The 17,590-nt window shown below is 70.3% G+C and carries 15 protein-coding genes; 13 read left to right on the forward strand and 2 right to left on the reverse strand.

From position 1 onward, the window contains the following. Positions 1-9: 9 nt before the first annotated feature. The 12 genes from FHR19_RS07065 to FHR19_RS07120 all read left to right on the forward strand — a co-directional run bounded on the left by FHR19_RS07065 (position 10) and on the right by FHR19_RS07120 (position 11,558). Entirely contained in the window at positions 10-1,125 is a 1,116-nt protein-coding gene (locus tag FHR19_RS07065) for an FAD-dependent oxidoreductase (protein ID WP_184026371.1), read from the forward strand. Further along, on the forward strand, positions 1,125-1,691 hold the full coding sequence (locus tag FHR19_RS07070) for a cupin domain-containing protein (RefSeq protein ID WP_184026375.1): 567 nt from the start codon (positions 1,125-1,127) through the stop codon (positions 1,689-1,691). The genes FHR19_RS07065 and FHR19_RS07070 overlap by 1 nt, the downstream gene beginning before the upstream one ends. Beyond that, a complete protein-coding gene (locus tag FHR19_RS07075; RefSeq protein ID WP_184026378.1) occupies positions 1,691-2,572 on the forward strand; it encodes an NAD-dependent epimerase/dehydratase family protein in 882 nt (293 codons plus the stop codon). The genes FHR19_RS07070 and FHR19_RS07075 overlap by 1 nt, the downstream gene beginning before the upstream one ends. Next, a complete protein-coding gene (locus tag FHR19_RS07080; RefSeq protein WP_184026381.1) occupies positions 2,565-3,311 on the forward strand; it encodes an SDR family NAD(P)-dependent oxidoreductase in 747 nt (248 codons plus the stop codon). Before FHR19_RS07075 ends, FHR19_RS07080 begins: the two co-directional genes overlap by 8 nt. A gap of 60 nt (positions 3,312-3,371) precedes the next feature. Beyond that, positions 3,372-5,855 (forward strand): circularly permuted type 2 ATP-grasp protein, encoded by a 2,484-nt coding sequence (locus FHR19_RS07085; protein ID WP_184026384.1) that lies wholly within the window; start codon positions 3,372-3,374, stop codon positions 5,853-5,855. Further along, positions 5,855-6,733 carry a transglutaminase family protein gene (locus tag FHR19_RS07090; protein ID WP_184027585.1) on the forward strand — a complete coding sequence of 293 codons (879 nt, stop codon included), beginning with the start codon at positions 5,855-5,857 and terminating at the stop codon, positions 6,731-6,733. The genes FHR19_RS07085 and FHR19_RS07090 overlap by 1 nt, the downstream gene beginning before the upstream one ends. A gap of 134 nt (positions 6,734-6,867) precedes the next feature. Next, complete coding sequence (locus FHR19_RS07095) at positions 6,868-7,797, forward strand: DnaJ C-terminal domain-containing protein (RefSeq protein WP_184026388.1); 930 nt, start codon at positions 6,868-6,870, stop codon at positions 7,795-7,797. Between the two features lie 7 nt (positions 7,798-7,804). Then, complete coding sequence (locus FHR19_RS07100; protein ID WP_184026391.1) at positions 7,805-8,770, forward strand: YihY/virulence factor BrkB family protein; 966 nt, start codon at positions 7,805-7,807, stop codon at positions 8,768-8,770. Next, complete coding sequence (gene fabI, locus FHR19_RS07105) at positions 8,767-9,570, forward strand: enoyl-ACP reductase FabI (RefSeq protein WP_184026394.1); 804 nt, start codon at positions 8,767-8,769, stop codon at positions 9,568-9,570. The genes FHR19_RS07100 and fabI overlap by 4 nt, the downstream gene beginning before the upstream one ends. Before the next feature lie 14 nt (positions 9,571-9,584). Beyond that, positions 9,585-10,094 (forward strand): GNAT family N-acetyltransferase, encoded by a 510-nt coding sequence (locus FHR19_RS07110; protein WP_184026397.1) that lies wholly within the window; start codon positions 9,585-9,587, stop codon positions 10,092-10,094. Further along, the gene (aroC, locus tag FHR19_RS07115) at positions 10,091-11,158 is read left to right on the forward strand and encodes a chorismate synthase (protein ID WP_184026399.1); all 1,068 of its coding nucleotides are present in this window, start codon (positions 10,091-10,093) and stop codon (positions 11,156-11,158) included. Before FHR19_RS07110 ends, aroC begins: the two co-directional genes overlap by 4 nt. A 112-nt stretch (positions 11,159-11,270) precedes the next feature. Beyond that, complete coding sequence (locus tag FHR19_RS07120) at positions 11,271-11,558, forward strand: hypothetical protein (RefSeq protein WP_184026401.1); 288 nt, start codon at positions 11,271-11,273, stop codon at positions 11,556-11,558. 164 nt (positions 11,559-11,722) lie between these two features. On the opposite strand, the gene FHR19_RS07125 is transcribed toward FHR19_RS07120, so the two are convergent. Both FHR19_RS07125 and FHR19_RS07130 read right to left on the reverse strand, forming a co-directional pair. Continuing rightward, on the reverse strand, positions 11,723-13,012 hold the full coding sequence (locus tag FHR19_RS07125; protein ID WP_184026403.1) for an adenylosuccinate synthase: 1,290 nt from the start codon (positions 13,010-13,012) through the stop codon (positions 11,723-11,725). Positions 13,013-13,088: 76 nt separating this feature from the next. After that, entirely contained in the window at positions 13,089-16,475 is a 3,387-nt protein-coding gene (locus FHR19_RS07130) for a PAS domain-containing protein (RefSeq protein ID WP_246359386.1), read from the reverse strand. A 107-nt stretch (positions 16,476-16,582) separates the two neighbouring features. Between FHR19_RS07130 and FHR19_RS07135 the strand changes: the two genes are divergently transcribed. After that, a complete protein-coding gene (locus FHR19_RS07135; protein ID WP_184026406.1) occupies positions 16,583-17,590 on the forward strand; it encodes a fumarylacetoacetate hydrolase family protein in 1,008 nt (335 codons plus the stop codon).

The raw sequence follows: 17,590 nt of genomic DNA on the forward strand, positions 1-17,590 counted from the left end.
AGGATCGACATGCGTAACCTCGACATTCTCGTCATCGGCGGCGGCATCGGCGGGCTGACAGCCGCCATCGCGCTTCGCGGCAAGGGCCACAGCGTCACCGTGATCGAGCGCGATCCCGACTGGTCGGTCTACGGCGTCGGCATCATCCAGCAGTCGAACGTCATCCGCGCGATGGCCGAGCTCGGGCTGATCGACGAGTATCTGGCCGCCGGCGTCGGTTTCGACGCGGTGGAGATCTACACGCCCGCCGGCGACCGGGTGGCGCGCGTACCGGTGCCGCGGCTGGTCGATGGTTATCCGGCCAGCATGGGCGTACCGCGCCCCGCGCTGCACAAGGTGCTGGGCGACCGCACGATCGCCAGCGGGGCCGAGGTGCGGCTGGGCATCACCGCCACGGCGATCGAGGATAACGGGGCGGGCGTCGACGTGACCTTTTCCGATGGCAGCAGCGGGCGCTACGATCTCGTCATCGGGGCGGACGGCGTCTATTCGCAGACGCGCGCCGCCGTGCTGCCCGAGGCGCCGGGACCGGTTTTCACCGGCCAGTCGGTGTGGCGCTACAACCTGCCGCGCCCCGCCGATCTCGATGCGATGCACGCCTATAACGGGCCGATCGGGGTGGGGCTGGTGCCGATCTCCACCGACCTCATGTACATGTACATGACCACGCCCGAGCCCGACAATCCACGCTACCCGCGCGAGGGGCTGGCGGCGGTGATGCGCGGCAAGCTGGCGAACTGCGCCCCCGCGATCCGCGCGCTGGCCGAGCACATCACCGACGACGACGGCGTGGTATATCGCCCGCTCGAGGGGCATCTGGTCGAGGGGCCGTGGCACGAGGGGCGCGTCGTGCTGCTCGGCGATGCGGTGCACGCGACGACGCCGCACTTGGGACAGGGCGCTGGGATGGCGATCGAGGACAGCATCGTCCTCGCCGACGAACTCGAAAAGGCGGACGACGTAGAAACCGCGCTGACCGCGTTCCGCGACCGCCGCTTCGACCGCTGCGCCTATATCGTGCGCGAGAGTCTGGCGATCTGCATGGGCCAGCTCGGCAAGGGACCGCCGGTCGACAATGCCAAGGCGACGCACGCGATGTTCCAGGTCGTGGCCGAGCCGATCTGATGGACGCGCACCGCCCCGTCCGCCGCATCGTTACCGGCCATGACGGCGAGGGGCGCGCGGTCATCGAATCCGACGCGCCCGTCGCCTTCGTCCAGCGCGTCGGCGGCGCGATCGGCCCCCTGTTCCACGAAGTATGGGCGACGCACGACACCCCCGCCCCGATCGAGGCCGCGAGCGCACCCGACGAAGGCGCGCTGGTCCTCGCGCCGCCAAAGCGCGGCACGCGGCTGCGTGTCCTCGACATCCCGCCCGAGGGCGACGAGATCCGCACCATGTCGCCCGAGGCGGCGCGCGCGCACTTCGCCGAAATCGGCGCGGTCGAGGCGGCAGGGCACGAAAGCGGCGAGGGCCGCCATGCGCTGATGCACCGGACCGAGACGATCGACTATGGCATCGTGCTCGAAGGCGAGCTGACGCTCATCATGGACGTGGGCGAGACGGTGGTGCGCGCGGGCGATATCGTCGTGCAGCGGGGCACCAATCATGGCTGGTCGAACCGCTCGGACGCGAATTGCCGCGTGGCGTTCGTTCTGATCGACGGCGAATACGCGCCCGAGCTTCGCTGATGCGGATCGCCGTCACCGGCGCCGACGGGTTCGTCGGCCGTGCGGTGGTGCGCGAGCTGGCGGCGCGCGGGATCGCCGACGTGCTGCTGACCGACCGCGCCTTTGCTACGCCGCCGCCGTTCGAGGCGCTGCCGGGCGAGCTTGCCGATCCGGCTGTGTTCGCCCGCGTGATCGGGGTGGATGCCGTCCTCCACCTCGCCGCGCTGCCCGGCGCGGCGGCGGAGGCCGATCCGGCGGCATCGCGGGCGGTCAATCTCGACCTGCCGCTCTGGCTGATCGAGGGAATGGCGGGGCGGCGGCTGATCCTTGCCAGCTCGATCGCGGTGTTCGGCGGGCGGCTTGCCGCGCCGGTCGACGACGCGACGGTGCCGACCCCGACGAGCGTCTACGGCACGCACAAGCGGATGACCGAGCTTGCGTTCGCCGACGCGGCGCGACGTGGCGCGGTGAAGGGGATGGCGCTGCGCCTGCCCGGCATCGTCGCGCGGCCGCGCGGGGCCGGGGGCTTCGGTTCGGCGTTCCTCAGCGACCTGTTCCACGCCGCCCGCGAGGACGAGGCGTATGTCGTCCCCGTCGCACCCGAGGCGACGAGCTGGCTTCTGTCGGCAAGGGCGGTTGTGCGGATGCTCGTCGATGCGCTGCTGTCCGGCACGACCGAGGGGGACGCGATCACGCTGCCCGCGCGCCATGTCCGTATCGGCGCGCTGGTCGAGGCGCTGGGCCGCATCGGCGACACAGGCGGCTTTACCTATGCCGAGGATACCGGGCTGCGCGCCGTGTTCGGCAGCTATCCGCCGCTTGCCACGCCCCGCGCCGATGCGCTCGGCTTTCGCGCCGACGTCGATCTCGACGCACTGATCGAGGCGGCATTCGATGACTGATCCGCTTGGCCTCTTCCGCCTCGACGGCCGCACGGCGCTCGTCACCGGCGCGGCGAGTGGGATCGGGCTCGCCATCGCGCGGCTGTTCGCGGGCGCGGGGGCGAGCCTGATCCTCGCCGACCGCGATCCGGCGATCGAGGGGATCGCCGCCGACCTCGGCGGGCGGGGCGTCGTCGCCGACCTCGCCGACGCGGGGCAGGTCGATGCGCTGGGGGACGAGGCCGCCGAGATCCTCGTCTGCAACGCCGGGATCGCGGGGCCGGCCGGGCCGATGCACGGCATGGATGAGGAGACCCGCGCCGCGCTCTATGCGATCAACCTTGACCACCCGATCCGCCTGACCGCGCGGATCGCCCCGGCGATGGCGGCGCGGGGGCGGGGGAGCATCGTCCTCCTCTCCAGCCTCGCCGGACTCCGCGGCAATGCGGGCCTCGGTCATTATGGGATCACCAAGGCGGCACTGGCGCAGCTTGCCCGCAACCTCGCCGTCGAGTTCGGCCCCGCGGGCGTGCGCGCCAATGCGATTGCCCCCGGCCTGATCGCCACCGACTGGGCGAGCGCGATCCTGTCGGACCCCGAGCGGACCGAGCGCCGGCTCGTTGCCACGCCGCTCCGCCGCGTCGGCACCCCGCAGGAAGTCGCCGCCGCCGCGCTGTTCCTCGCCAGCGATGCGGGCGGGTTCGTCACCGGCCAGACTTTGGTGGTCGACGGGGGTACGCTGATCTCCGACGGGAACTGACCGCGGGCCATTGCGCGGCGGCCCGCTTTGGGGAAAGGGGGAGGGCGACGGGGGCACGGAATGGCGACGCGCACGGCCAGCTTGTTCGACGCGGGGGTCATCGCCGACCGCTGGATCGCCGCCTATGGCGCGGGGCGCACGCGCGGCGACGCGATGGTCGATGCCGCCGACGCCCACGCGTGGCGCGTGGTGTTCGAGGAACTGGCGGCAAGCGCGGGCGAATCCCTGACCGACGCGCGCGAGCGGGCGCAGCGTCAGGCCGACGATATCGGCACGGGCTTTCGTGTGGCGGGCGACAGCGACGAGCGCCCCTGGCCGCTCTCGCCCATCCCGCTGATGCTGGGCAGCGACGAGTGGGCGGGCATCCGCCGCGGCGTGATCCAGCGAGCCGACCTGCTCGAGATGATCGTCGCCGATCTCTACGGCCCCGGCCGGCTGGTGGCTCAGGGCCTGCTCCCTGCCGCGGTCGTGACCGGCAGCCCCTATTTCCTTCGGCCGATGCAGGGGCTGGTGCCGCCGGGCGGCCACCATCTCAACATCGTTGCGGTCGATCTGTGCCGGGGCCCCACGGGAGAGTGGCGCGTCATCGCCGATCATGTCCGCGGGCCGGTGGGCGCGGGCTATGCGCTGGAGAACCGGCTCGCCATCGCGCGCACGCTCGGCGGGCTTCAGGCGCGGCTGAACGTCGAGCGGCACGCCCCCTTCTTCGCCAGCCTGCGCGAGGGGCTTTGCGCCGCGTGCGAGCGGGCTGAACCGCGCCTCGGCCTGCTGACCCCAGGGCGCCTCAACCAGAGCTATGCCGAACAGGCGCATCTGGCACGTTATCTCGGCTTCCTGCTGGTCGAGGGCGCGGATCTCGCAGTGATCGAGGACCGGCTGTACGTCCGCACGATCGCGGGGCTGAAGCGGGTCGACGGGCTATGGCGGCGGACCGACCCGACGTTGCTCGATCCGCTGGCGTTCGATTCGACTTCGACGATCGGCATCCCCGGCCTGATCGACGCGATGGCGGCGGGCAACGTCGTCGTCGCCAACGCGCCCGGCGCCGCGGTCGTCGAGGCGCCGGCCTTTTCCGCCTTCCTCCCCGCGCTGTCGGCGCGGCTGACCGGGGAGGGGCTGCACCTGCCCAACATCGCCACCTGGTGGTGCGGCCAGCCGGCGGAGGCGGCGCAGGTGATCGACGAGCTGCCGAGCATGATCGTCGCCCCTGCGTTCGGCGTCCCCACCCGCGCGCTGCCCGATGGCAAGCCGGTGATCGGTGCCGAACTGTCCAACGCCCGCCGCGCCGCGCTGCTCGCCGATCTGGAGGCGCGGCCGCAGGATTATGTGGGGCAGGAGGTCGTGCACCTCTCGACCATGCCCGTGGTGGTCGAGGGGGCGCTCACGCCCCGCCCCTTCACGCTGCGCGTCTTCGCTGCGCGCGGGCAGGGCGGAGCGTGGCAGGTGCTGCCCGGCGGCTTCGCGCGCATCGGCGAACATGCCGACCCGCGCATCACCGCGATTGGCGAGGGCGAGTGGTCCGCCGACGTTATCGTCCACGGCCCCGCCCCGGTCGAGCCGGTGTCACTGCTTCCCGCGGTCGACTCGCTCCACCTTCGCCGCAATCCCGGCACGCTGCCGAGCCGCGCCGCCGATAACCTCTTCTGGCTCGGCCGCTACCTCGAGCGCGGCGAGGCACTGCTCGGGCTGATCCGCGTGCTGCTCGGCCATTCGATCAGCGCCGATGCGGGCGCGGCGCTCGACCGCTCGACCGTCGCACGGATCGCCGACGCGCTGGTGCAGGTGGGCGCCGCCCCCGTGCCCGCGGGCCATCGCCGCGCCGAACTGGTCGCCACAGCGCGCACCGCGATGGAGAGCGTCGAGAACGGCTGGTATTCGGTCCGCGCGATCAACCGACAGGCGCGCGGGCTGGGTGCGGTCAGCCGCGACCGGCTGTCGGCGGACATGATCCGCCTGCTCGATGCGCCGCACCCGACGCGCGGCGGCGTGCTCGACCGTGCGGGCTCGCTCCAGCGCCGCTATGCCGCGCTTGCGGGCCTCAGCGCCGAGCATATGGGCCGCACCGACGGCTGGCGCTTCCACGACCTCGGCCGCCGGATCGAGCGCGCGCTCAAGATCGTCCGCGCGATCCTGTCTTTCGGGATCGAGGCGTCGAGCGCCGACGACCTCTCCGTCCTGCTCGACCTCGCCGACAGCCAGATCAGCTATCGCCAGCGTTACCTGACCGGGATCGCGCGGATCGCCGTCCTCGACCTTGTCGCGCTCGATCCGGGCAATCCGCGCGCGCTGGCGTTCCAGATCGCGCGGATCGCCGAGCATCTGGCCGCGCTGCCGGTCTTGAAGGACGACGGGCTGGCCGAGCCACAGCAGCGCGTCGCCGCCGACCTTACCGCGATGATCGCCACCGCCGATGCCGGCACGCTGGGCGCGGAAACGCTGCTCCGGATCGAGGCGCGGCTGGTTACGCTCACCGAGGAAGTGGCACGGCGTTACTTCCTGCAAGGGGCCGAGCCGCTGCGCGCCGCCGGGCTGACGCTGGCATGATGCGCTATGCCATCCGGCACGTGACGCGGTTCGACTATGCCGAGACGGTCGATTTCGCGCGCTGCAACCTCCGCCTCCAGCCGATCGACTGGCCGGGGCAGCGGGTGGAGGACTATGCGCTCAACGTCACCCCCGGCGGCCGCACCGCGCCGGCGCGGGCACAGGCGGGACTGGCGCACGTCACCCGCCTCGTTCTCGACCGCCCGACGCGCGAACTCGAGATCGAGAGCGTCGCGCACATGACCGTCGACCGGCCGATCCCGATCCCCGAGCCGAGCGACCCGACGATCGCCGAGGTCGGCGCGCTGGCCCGCGCGAGCCGCGACCTGTCGCCGTTATCGCCCGCTGCCTATTGCTATCCGAGCCCGCGCATCCCGGTGAACGAGGCGATCGCCGCGTGGTGCGCGCCCGATCTGCCGCCCGAGCGGGGCGTGCTGGAGGCAGCGATCGAGCTCGCCCGCCGCATCCAGCGCGAGTTCGCCTTCGATCCCACCGCGACGCTGGTCGACACGCCCCCGGCCGAAGCCTTCGCCAAGCGGGGCGGGGTGTGTCAGGACTTTGCGCAGATCATGCTCTGTGGTCTCCGCGCCGCGGGCGTGCCCGCCGCCTATGCCTCGGGCTATCTGCGCACGCTGCCGCCGCCGGGAGAAGCGCGGCTGGTGGGCGCGGACGCCACCCATGCCTGGGTGCTGGTCTGGGCGGGGGAGGCGCGCGGCTGGGTCGGGGTCGATCCCACCAATGGCATCTGGATGGCGGAGGATCACGTCATCGTCGCGATCGGCCGCGATTACGGCGACATCGCGCCGATCGACGGCATCGTCCTCGGCTCGGGCGCGCAGGATATGCACGTCTCGGTGGACGTGGCGCCGCAGGATTGACGAATTGCCAATCCGCTTACCGACGCCCATTTAAGGGCCAAAGGTGCCGGGTCGTTTCCTTATTCAGCGAATGGGGAAGCGGGCGGGCGCCGCCCATCCGCGTGAGCGGATCAAACGAATAAACGGGGAAACAAGTGGCCGATCCTTACGCAATCCTGGGCGTCGCGCGCGGTGCGGGCGAGGACGAGATCAAGAAGGCGTATCGCAAGCTCGCCAAGGAACTGCACCCCGACCGCAACCGCGACAATCCCAAGGCTGCCGAGCGTTTCAGCCAGGTGACCAACGCCTATGATCTCCTGAGCGATAAGGACAAGCGCGCGCGCTTCGACCGTGGAGAGATCGACGGCGACGGCAATCCGGCCGCGCCCTTCGGCTTTGGGCGCGGCGGGCCGGGGGCCGGCGGCGGCGCGGGCGGCTTTCGTCCCGATTTCGGCGGCGAGGGCGGCGATTTCAGCGACATTTTCGAGGGGCTGTTCAGTGGCGGCCGCGGCGGCGGCGGCGGCTTCGCCAGCGGCTTCGGCCGGCGAGCGGCGCCGAAGGGCGCGAACGTCGCCTATCGCGTCGCGGTGCCGTTCGTCGACGCGGTGACGCTCGCGCCGCAGCGGCTTACGCTGCCCGACGGCGGGACGATCGAGGTCAAGCTGCCCGCCGGGGTCGAGAGCGGCACGCAGATGCGCCTCGCCGGCAAGGGCCAGGCCGGGCCCGGCGGAAACGGCGACGCGATCGTGACGATCGAGGTGCAGCCGCACGCCTTCTTCACCCGCGACGGCGACGACGTGCGCCTCGACCTGCCCGTCAGCCTGGCCGAGGCGGTGCTCGGGGCAGAGGTGCGCGTGCCCACCCCCGACGGCGCGGTGATGCTCAAGGTGCCGAAGGGCTCGACCTCGGGCAAGACGCTACGCGTGCGCGGGCGCGGCTTTCACAAGAAGGCGGGCGGCGGGCGCGGCGACCTTTATGTCACGCTGATGGTCGATCTGCCCGCCCCCGACGATGCGCTGATCGAGTTCGTCGAGGGCTGGGACGCCGGACGCAAGGGGAACCCGCGGGGCCGGCTTGGCGTCTGACCCGGCGATGAAGGGGACTCCGCACGATCTGACGCCCGAGGGGCGCGCGAAGGAGGGTGCCGTGCGCCGGCACCTTGCCAGCCTGGGCATCGGCGCGCGCGCGATCGAGGTGACGAAACGGGTGGCGGTCGGCACTTTCACCAGCGGCTTCACGCACGCGGGCAATCTTGCCTATCTGTCGATCCTGACGCTGTTCCCGTTCTTCATCGTCGCCGCCTCGATTGCGCGGGTGTTCGGGCGGACCGGCGACGGCCTGCGCGCGCTGCAGGGGTTTCTGAACACCGTCCCGCCCGACGTGGCGGAGGTGCTGCAGAAGCCGATCACCGACGTGCTGGCCGCGCGGGCGGGCAGCCTCGTCTGGTTCGGCGTCATCGTCGGCCTGTGGACGACGGCGAGCTTCATCGAGACAGTACGCGGCGTTCTTCGCCAGGCCTATGGCGTCACCTTGTCGCGGCCCTTCTGGGAATATCGGCTGGGGTCGATCGGGCTCATCATCGCCTCGGTTCTACTCGTCCTCATCGCTTTCAGCTTTCAGGTGGTGTTGACGGGGGCGGAGGCGTTCATCGTCCGCGTCCTGCCATTCGCCGGTGACGTGGCGCAGATCGTGTCGATCACTCGAATCGCGCCCGCCTTTGCGTTGTTCGGCGCGCTCTACATGTTGTTCTACTCGCTGACCCCGTCGCGCTGGCGCTATTCGAAATGTCCGAAATGGCCGGGCGCGGCGATCGTCACCGTGTGGTGGATGGCGACGACGGCGCTGCTTCCCGCAATTCTCGGCAGTCTTGGCAACTACGACCTTACCTATGGCAGCCTCGCGGGTGTCATGATCGCGTTGATCTTCTTCTTTGTCGTCGGCCTTGGGCTGGTCGTTGGCGCGGAATTGAACGCCGCACTGGCGGAAGTGCCCGAAAACGGTCTAGAGCCCGCCGACGTCGGCACTGAGATCGTCGACAGGGAGATACAGGCGTCGTGACCGGATTGATGCAGGGCAAACGTGGGCTCATCATGGGCCTCGCCAATGACCGATCGCTCGCCTGGGGCATCGCCAAGCAGCTTGCCGACCACGGCGCCGAGCTGGCGTTCAGCTATCAGGGCGAGGCGCTGGGCAAGCGGGTGAAGCCGCTGGCCGAGCAACTGGGGTCGGACTTCACCTTTGAATGCGATGCCTCGGACATGGCCTCGCTCGACGCCGCGTTCGCGAGCTTGCGCGAGCGGTGGGAGACGATCGACTTCGTCGTCCACGCGATCGGCTTTTCGGACAAGAACGAATTGCGCGGGCGGTACTACGACACCAGCCTCGACAATTTCCTGATGACGATGAACATCAGCGTCTATTCCTTTACCGCTGTCGCGCAGCGTGCCCATGCGATGATGCCGAACGGGGGGTCGCTGCTGACGCTCACATATTACGGCTCGGAAAAGGTCGTGCCGCATTACAACGTGATGGGCGTCGCCAAGTCGGCGCTCGACACGTCGGTCAAGTATCTGGCGGTCGACCTCGGCCGCGACAACATCCGCGTCAACGCGATTTCGGCCGGGCCGATCAAGACACTGGCGGCCAGCGGCATCGGCGACTTCCGCTACATCCTCAAGTGGAACGAACTGAACGCGCCGCTCCGCCGCAACGTGACGATCGAGGATGTGGGCGGCGCGGGCCTCTATCTCCTGTCCGATCTCGCCTCGGGCGTGACGGGGGAGATTCATCATGTCGACGCCGGCTACAACGTCATCGGCATGAAGGCCGAGGACGCGCCGGATATCGCGCTGAGCTGACGCCCGGCCACCCGATGGACATCCGCCCCGCCCGGCCCGAGGACGTGCCCGCGCTCGACAGCTTCCTGCGCCAGAGCTTCGGCGCGGGCGAGGCCGATCTGGTGCGGCGGCTGTGCATCGACGGCGACATGGTGCTCACGATGGTCGCGACCGACCCCGATCTGGTCGGTGCGGCGGTGTTCAGCCGGATGGCGGTGGACGTGAACGGCAGTAACATCGCCGCGGTCGCGCTGGCGCCGCTTGCGGTCGCGGGGTCGTGGCGGCGACAAGGGGTGGGCGAGGCGCTGGTCGCCGCGGGGCATGATGCGCTGGCGAAGGCTGGGTGGGTGCTGAGCTTCGTACTTGGCGACCCGGCCTATTACGGGCGGTTCGGCTATGCTGCCGATCTCACACAGGGATTCGAGAGCCCGTATGCCGGCGAGCATCTGATGGCGCTGCCGCTCCAGCAGGCGGGGATGCCGTGCGGGGTGCGCGGGGCCGCCACGCACGCGCCGGCTTTTGCGATGCTGGCGGAGGACGCATGAGCTTCAACACCTTCGGCCGCGTGTTTCGCTTCACCACCTGGGGGGAGAGCCACGGGCCGGCGATCGGCGCGGTCGTCGACGGGTGCCCGCCGGGGTTGCCGCTGGGTGAGGCGGATATCCAGCCGTTCCTCGATGCGCGCCGGCCGGGGACCAGCCGCTTCACGACGCAGCGGCGTGAGCCCGACGAGGTGCGCATCCTGTCGGGGGTGTTCGAGGGGCGGACCACCGGCACGCCGATCAGCCTGATGATCGAGAATGTCGACCAGCGGTCGAAGGACTATTCGGAGGTCGCCAAGGCCTATCGCCCCGGCCATGCCGATTATGCCTACGACGCCAAATACGGCTTTCGCGACTATCGCGGCGGCGGGCGATCCTCGGCGCGCGAGACCGCGAGCCGGGTGGCGGCGGGCGCGGTCGCGCGTGCAGTGATCCCCGAGGTGACGATCACCGCCTGGGTCGAGGCGATCGGCGGCGACGCCATCGACTATGCGAAGTTCGATGCCGCCGAGATCGGCCGCAATCCCTTCTTCTGTCCCGACCCCGACGCCGCCGTGCGTTGGGAAGCGCTGGTCGACGAGGCACGCAAGGCAGGCTCGTCGCTGGGCGCGGTCGTCGCGGCGGAGGCGACGGGCGTGCCGGCGGGCTGGGGCGCGCCGCTCTATGCCAAGCTCGACAGCGAACTGGCGGCGGCGGTCATGTCGATCAATGCGGTCAAGGGCGTCGAGATCGGCGACGGGTTCGACGCGGCGCGGTTGACCGGCGAGCAGAATGCCGATCCGATGCGGCCGGGCGAGCACGGCCCCGCGTTCCTCGCCAATCATGCCGGCGGGATCGCGGGCGGCATCTCGACCGGGCAGCCGGTTCGCCTGCGCTGCGCGTTCAAGCCGACCAGCTCGATCCTGACCCCAGTCGAGACGATCGACCGCGACGGCGCCGCGGCAGCGATCATGACCAAGGGGCGACACGACCCCTGCGTCGGCATCCGCGGAGTGCCGGTGGTCGAAGCGATGCTGGCGCTGGTGCTCGCCGACCAGAAGCTGCTCCACCGCGCACAATGCGGCTGAGCGCCGAATAAGGCGAGAATGGGGCGGGCCGAGCGAAGCCAGCGTTCAGCCGAGGGTCTTTTCCCGCGCTGCCTCGTTTTCTTTCCCGAGATACAGACGGAGAGGTAACACCATGAAAAAGCACGCTCTTGCAGGGCTTCTGATCCTTGCCGGATCGACCGCTGCGATCGCCCAGACGACGCCGCAGACACAGCCGGCCCCGCAGACGCAGACCCAGCCGATGCCCGGTCAGCAGGCCCCGACGAACCCCGCCGACGACAATCAGCAGCCGGCGGAAACGACCACGACCGAGCCGACGGACCCGACGGCACCCGAGACGACGCCCGCCCCGGATGCAGGCACGCCGCCGACCGGGACGACCACAACGCCTCCCACCGGCACGACTCCGCCGCAGGGCTGACCCGCACACGGCTCACTACGGAAAAGGACCCCGCGCCACCCCGGCGCGAGGTTTCTTTTTTGTGCGGCGCCTACGTCATCCCAGCGAAGGCCGGGATCGGTCGAGGACAGCGCGGGTCCTGACCGCCAGCGGCCCCAGCCTTCGCTGGGGCGACGCAGAGTGCCTTAGTCCGCGAACGGATCGCGTACCAGGATCGTGTCCTCCCGCTCCGGGCTGGTCGATACCAGCGTCACCGGGCAGCGGATCAGCTCCTCGATCCGCCGGATATATTTGATCGCCTGTGCCGGCAGGTCGGCCCAGCTGCGCGCGCCCGCGGTCGTTTCGGTCCAGCCTTCCATCGTTTCCCAGATCGGCTCGACACGTGCCTGGTCGGCGGCGTGCGCGGGGAAATGGTCGAGCGTCTGATCGCCGAGGCGATAGCCTGTGCAGATGCGGATCTCCTCGAACCCGTCGAGCACGTCGAGCTTGGTGAGCGCGATGCCGGTGATGCCGCTGACCGCCGCCGACTGGCGCACCAGCACCGCGTCGAACCAGCCGCAGCGGCGCTTGCGGCCCGTGACCGTGCCGAACTCGTGCCCGCGCACGCCCAGCCGCTCGCCGGTCTCGTCGGCAAGCTCGGTGGGGAAGGGGCCGGAGCCGACGCGTGTGGTATACGCCTTGGCGATGCCCAGGACGAAACCGACCGCGCCCGGGCCTACGCCCGAACCGCCCGCGGCAGTGCCGGCGATGGTGTTGGACGAGGTGACGAACGGATAGGTGCCGTGGTCGATGTCGAGGAGCACGCCCTGTGCGCCCTCGAACAGGATGCGCTTGCCCGCCGATCGCGCGTCGTTGAGCATCCGCCACACGGGTGCCGCGAAGGGCAGGACGAAGCCGGCGATTTCGCGCAGTTCGGCCACCAGCGCCTCGCGGTCGATTGGCGGCTCGCCAAACCCGGCGCGGAGCGCATCGTGATGCGCGGTCAGCCGGTCGAGCTGCGGCCCCAGATCGTCGAGATGGGCGAGGTCGCAAACGCGGATCGCGCGGCGACCGACCTTGTCCTCGTACGCCGGGCCGATGCCGCGGCGGGTGGTGCCGATCTTGCCCGCGCCGCTTGCATCCTCGCGCAGTCCGTCGAGGTCGCGGTGGAAGGGGAGGATGAGCGCACAGGTGTCGGCGATCATCAGCGTGTCGGGCGTCGCCTCCACCCCCTGCTCGCGCAGCCGCTCGACCTCTGCCTTCAAGGCCCAGGGGTCGAGGACGACGCCGTTGCCGATGACGCTCGGCGTGCCGCGGACGATGCCCGAGGGGAGGAGCGACAGCTTGTAGGTCTTGTCGCCGACGACCAGCGTGTGGCCGGCATTGTGCCCACCCTGGAAGCGGACGACGACGTCGGCGCGCTCCGCCAGCCAGTCGACGATCTTGCCCTTGCCCTCGTCGCCCCATTGGGCGCCGATCACCGCCACGTTCGCCACTCAGCCCATCCGATGCTGTTTGAAGAGAAGCCGCCGCCCTATCGCGAGGGGGGCGGTTCGTCCACCCGTGGTGGGATCAGCGGTCGAGCGCCTCGCGCACGCGGTCGGCCAGTTGCTGGAGGTTGAACGGCTTGGGCAGGAGTGGTGGGCCGCCTGCGACCCCCTCGGCCCGCTGCTCGCGGGTATAGCCGCTGGTGAACAGGACGCGCAGTTCCGGCACGCGTCGGCGCGCGGCATCGGCCAGCTCGCGGCCGGTCATGTCGGGCATCACCATGTCGGTGAAGAGCAGGCTGGGTCGCAGCCCCGCGTCGATCACCGCCAGCGCCTCCGGCCCGCTCGCTGCAGCATCGACGCCGTAGCCGAGGTCGCGCAGCGCCTCGACCGAGAAGCTGCGGACGCGCTCCTCGTCCTCGACCACCAGCACGCGCTCGCCCGGCCGCGCGCGCGGCGGCTCGCGATCGGCCGCCGCGCGATCGCGCGGGGCCGTCGCTTCGGCCGCGGCGCAGGGGAGGTAGAGGTGCACCGACGTCCCCTCGCCCGGCGTCGAATCGATCCGGACATGCCCCCCCGACTGACGCACGAAGCCGAATACCTGGCTGAGGCCTAGGCCCGTGCCCTTGCCCACCGCCTTGGTGGTGAAGAACGGCTCGAACGCGCGGCGGACCACGTCGGGCGGCATGCCCGCGCCGGTATCCGCGACGCAGAGGCGCAGGAAATCGCCGGGGGCGACGCCGTAGCGTTCGGCCTCCTCCCCCTCGACGCGGTGCTGGCTGGTCGCGATCGTCAGCGTGCCGCCGCCGGCCATCGCGTCGCGCGCGTTGACGGCAAGGTTGAGGACCACGTTTTCGAGCTGGCTGGGGTCGGCGACCGCGGGGCGCAGGTCGCCGGCCAGATGCGTCTCGACCCGGATATCGTCGCCGATCGTGCGGACGAGCAGGTCGAGCATCCCCTTCACCATCGCGTCGAGGTCGATCGGCCGCGGCGCCAGCGGCGTCTGGCGCGCAAAGGCGAGCAGCCGCTGCGTCAGCCCTGCCGCCCGCGTCGCGCCATCGCGCGCCGCGGTCAGATAGCGGGCGATATCGGTCGATCCCTGCGCCACCCGCCGCTCGAGCAGGTCGAGCGCGCCGATGACGACGGCGAGCATGTTGTTGAAGTCGTGCGCGATGCCGCCGGTCAACTGGCCGACCGCCTCCATCTTCTGCGCCTGACGCAGCTGTTCTTCCGCGGCCATCAACTGGCGGGTCCGTTCCTCGACCGCGCGTTCCAGATCCTCGCGCGAGCGGGCGAGGACGTCGCGCGCCTCGACCACGGTCTGAATATCGGTCGTAGTGCCGAACCAGCGGGTGACGCGCCCGTCGCTGTCGCGCACCGCCGCCGCGCGGCCCATCGCCCAGCGATAGCTGCCACTCGGCGCGTGCCAGATGCGGTATTCGCGCTGATAGTCGTGGCCGGTTTCGACCGCCTCGCCCCAGGCGGCGAACGCGCCGTCACGGTCGTCGGGGTGGAGCACACGGTCCCAGGCATCGCCATCGGTGCTGCCCGGGGCGCTGCCGGTATATTCGTACCAGCGCGCATTGTAATAATCGATTGCGCCGTCGGGTGTCGCGGCCCAGACCATGTGGTCGATCGAATCGGTGATCGCGCGGAACTGCGCCTCGCTCTCGCGCAGCGCGGCGACGGCGTTGGCGCGCTCGACCGCATCCCAGGAGATTTCGGCCACCGCCTCGACGAAGGCGATATCCTCCGGGTTCCAGGCGCGCGGTTCCGCCTGATTGACGTAGAGGGTGGCAAGCCAGCGCCCCTGTCGCAGCAGGGGCACGCCGATGACTGCGGCGGTCAGCCGGCTGACCGCGCTGCCCGCGACGCATTCGTCGCTGGCACAATCGGCGCTGACGAGCGTCCGACCCTCGCGATAGGCCTCGGTCATGGGCAGACCGAGTTCGTCCGCCGACAGGGACCCGCGCATCAGCGGCAGGCGCCCGCTGGTCCAGCCAGGACCGAACCAGGCGCTGCCGTCCGCGGCGATGCGGTAGAAGCCGACGCGGTCGAGCTCCATCCGCCGGCCCAGCGCCGCCGCGGTCAGGCGCATGATCGCATCGGGAGTGTCGAGCCCACGTTGCCGTTCGGCGAGCGAGTAGATGAACGCCTGCGTCTCGGTCGCCTGGCGCAGTTCCTCGGTCGTCGCCCGCGCCGCTTCCTCAGCGGCCTTGCGCTGGGTGATGTCGAAAGTGATGCCGGGGAAGCGCACCATCGCGCCGCCCTCGCCGCGCATCGCCCGCCCCTCAGCCATCACCCAGCGGATCGAGCCGTCGGGCTGGACGAGGCGGTATTCCTCGGAGAACGCGGTGCCGTGGAGCAAGGTTGCGTCGATCGAGGCACGGACCCGCTCGGCATCGTCGGGATGGATCGCGGCGAAAAAGTCTTCGAGCGGCGCGCCTTCGGCCGGATCGCCGCCCTCCGCACCGTAAAGCCGCGCGAAGCTGCCATCGGCGGTCACGCGGTCGTTGACCACGTCCCAGTCCCAGACGCCGACGCCCTGTGCCGCCTGTAGCGCGAGTTCGAGGCGTGCCTGACTCTCTTCAAGCGCGCGTTCGGCGACGGCGCGGTCGGTAACGTCGGTCGCCTCGATGAAGATGCGCGCGACCTCGCCCGTGCCGTCACGGATCGGCTGATAGACGAAATCGACGATCCGTTCCTCGAGCGGCGCGCTGCCGCCGCGTGCCAGCATGATCCGCGCGCCCCACGCGCGATAGGTCTTGCCGGTTAGGCGCACATTGTCGAGCAGGTCGGCGAAGCCCTGCTCGACCACTTCGGGCACGACCTCTCGCACCGCACGGCCGATCACGTCGCGCCGGCCGATCAGTTCGAGGTACGTGTCGTTCGCCATCTCGAACCGATGGTCCGGACCCGCGACCAGCGCGACGGCGCCCGGCGATTGCTGGAACAATTCGTTCAGCCGCTCGATCTCGGCCCGACTCTCGCGCTCGGCGAGCACGAAGCGCGTCGTCTCGTTGCCTTGGTTGAGCACACCGGCGACGTGGCCGAACTCGTCGCGGATCGGCGTGCCCGAATAATTCCAGTAGGTCTCCTGCGGAACGCCGTCCCGCTCCATCATCAGAAGCTGGTCGAAACTGGCGAACGGAGTGCCGTCGCGCATCGCCGTGTCGAACGCCGGGCCGACCACGTCCCAGATGTCGGCCCAGACCTCCGCCCCCGGCCGCCCCAGCGCCCAGGGGTGCCGGTCGGCCGGGATCGCCGACCACGCGTCGTTATAGAGGAGGTGGAAGTCCGGCCCCCAATAGATCGCCATCGGGAAGGACGAGGCTAGACAGAGATTGAGGCTGAATCGCAGCGCCTGCGGCCACGTCTCCGGCGGGCCGAGCGGATGGCCGCGCCAGTCCTTTTCGCGGATGCGCGCCGCCATCTCGCCCGGATGGTCCAGAAAGCGCAGCCCCGAATGCATGCGTCAGCGATGACGGGGATTTCAGGGACTTGTCAATCACCCACGCAGGGTCGCTCGACATGGGGCGAGAGCGGGCTAAGGATGGGGCAGAGGATGTGGAGAGACATATGAAACTGGCAAGCCTGAAAGCGGGACGCGACGGTCGTCTGGTGGTCGTGTCGAGCGACCTTGCCTGGTACGCCGATGCCAGCCAGATCGCGCCCACGCTGCAGGCGGCGCTCGACGACTGGGACCGCGTGTCGGGCGATCTTCAGAACCTGGCAACCGACCTCGATCACGAAGTCATCCCGCGCGAGCGGTTCCACGAGCGCGACGCCGCCTCGCCGCTGCCGCGCGCGTATCAGTGGGCGGACGGCTCCGCGTACGTGAACCATGTCGCGCTGGTGCGGCAGGCGCGCGGGGCGGAGATGCCCGAGAGCTTCTGGCACGATCCGCTGATGTATCAGGGCGGCTCGGACGGTTTCCTCGCCCCCCGCGATCCGATCCCGCTGGCCGACGAAAGCTGGGGCTGTGATCTCGAGGCCGAGGTCGTCGTCGTGACCGGCGACGTGGCGCAGGGCGCGAACCGGGAGGAGGCGCTGGCCGCCGTTCGCCTCGTCGGGCTAACCAACGACGTGTCGCTGCGCGGGCTGATCCCCGGCGAACTCGCCAAGGGGTTCGGCTTCTTTCAGTCCAAGCCTGCCAGCGCATTTTCGCCGGTGTTCGTGACGCCCGAATCACTGGGCGACTGGTGGCAGGACGGCAAGCTCCACCGCCGCCTGAACGTCGACCTCAACGGCCAGCCCTTCGGCCGGGCGGAGGCGGGCCAGGACATGACCTTCGACTTCGGCACGCTGATCGCGCACGCGGCCAGGACGCGCGCGCTGGGGGCTGGGACGATCATCGGGTCGGGCACCGTCTCGAACCGCGACGCCGATGGCGGGCCGGGCAAGCCCATTGCCGAGGGCGGCGTCGGCTATTCCTGCATTGCCGAGATCCGCACGGTCGAGACGATCAAGGGCGGCGCGGCGACGACGCCGTTCCTGAAGGCTGGCGACACCGTCCGCATCTGGGCCGAGGACGACAGGCACCACTCGATCTTCGGCGCGATCGAGCAGGCGGTGGTGGCGGGCTGA

Source organism: Sphingomonas yantingensis (genome assembly GCF_014199325.1).
Lineage (GTDB): Bacteria > Pseudomonadota > Alphaproteobacteria > Sphingomonadales > Sphingomonadaceae > Sphingomonas > Sphingomonas yantingensis.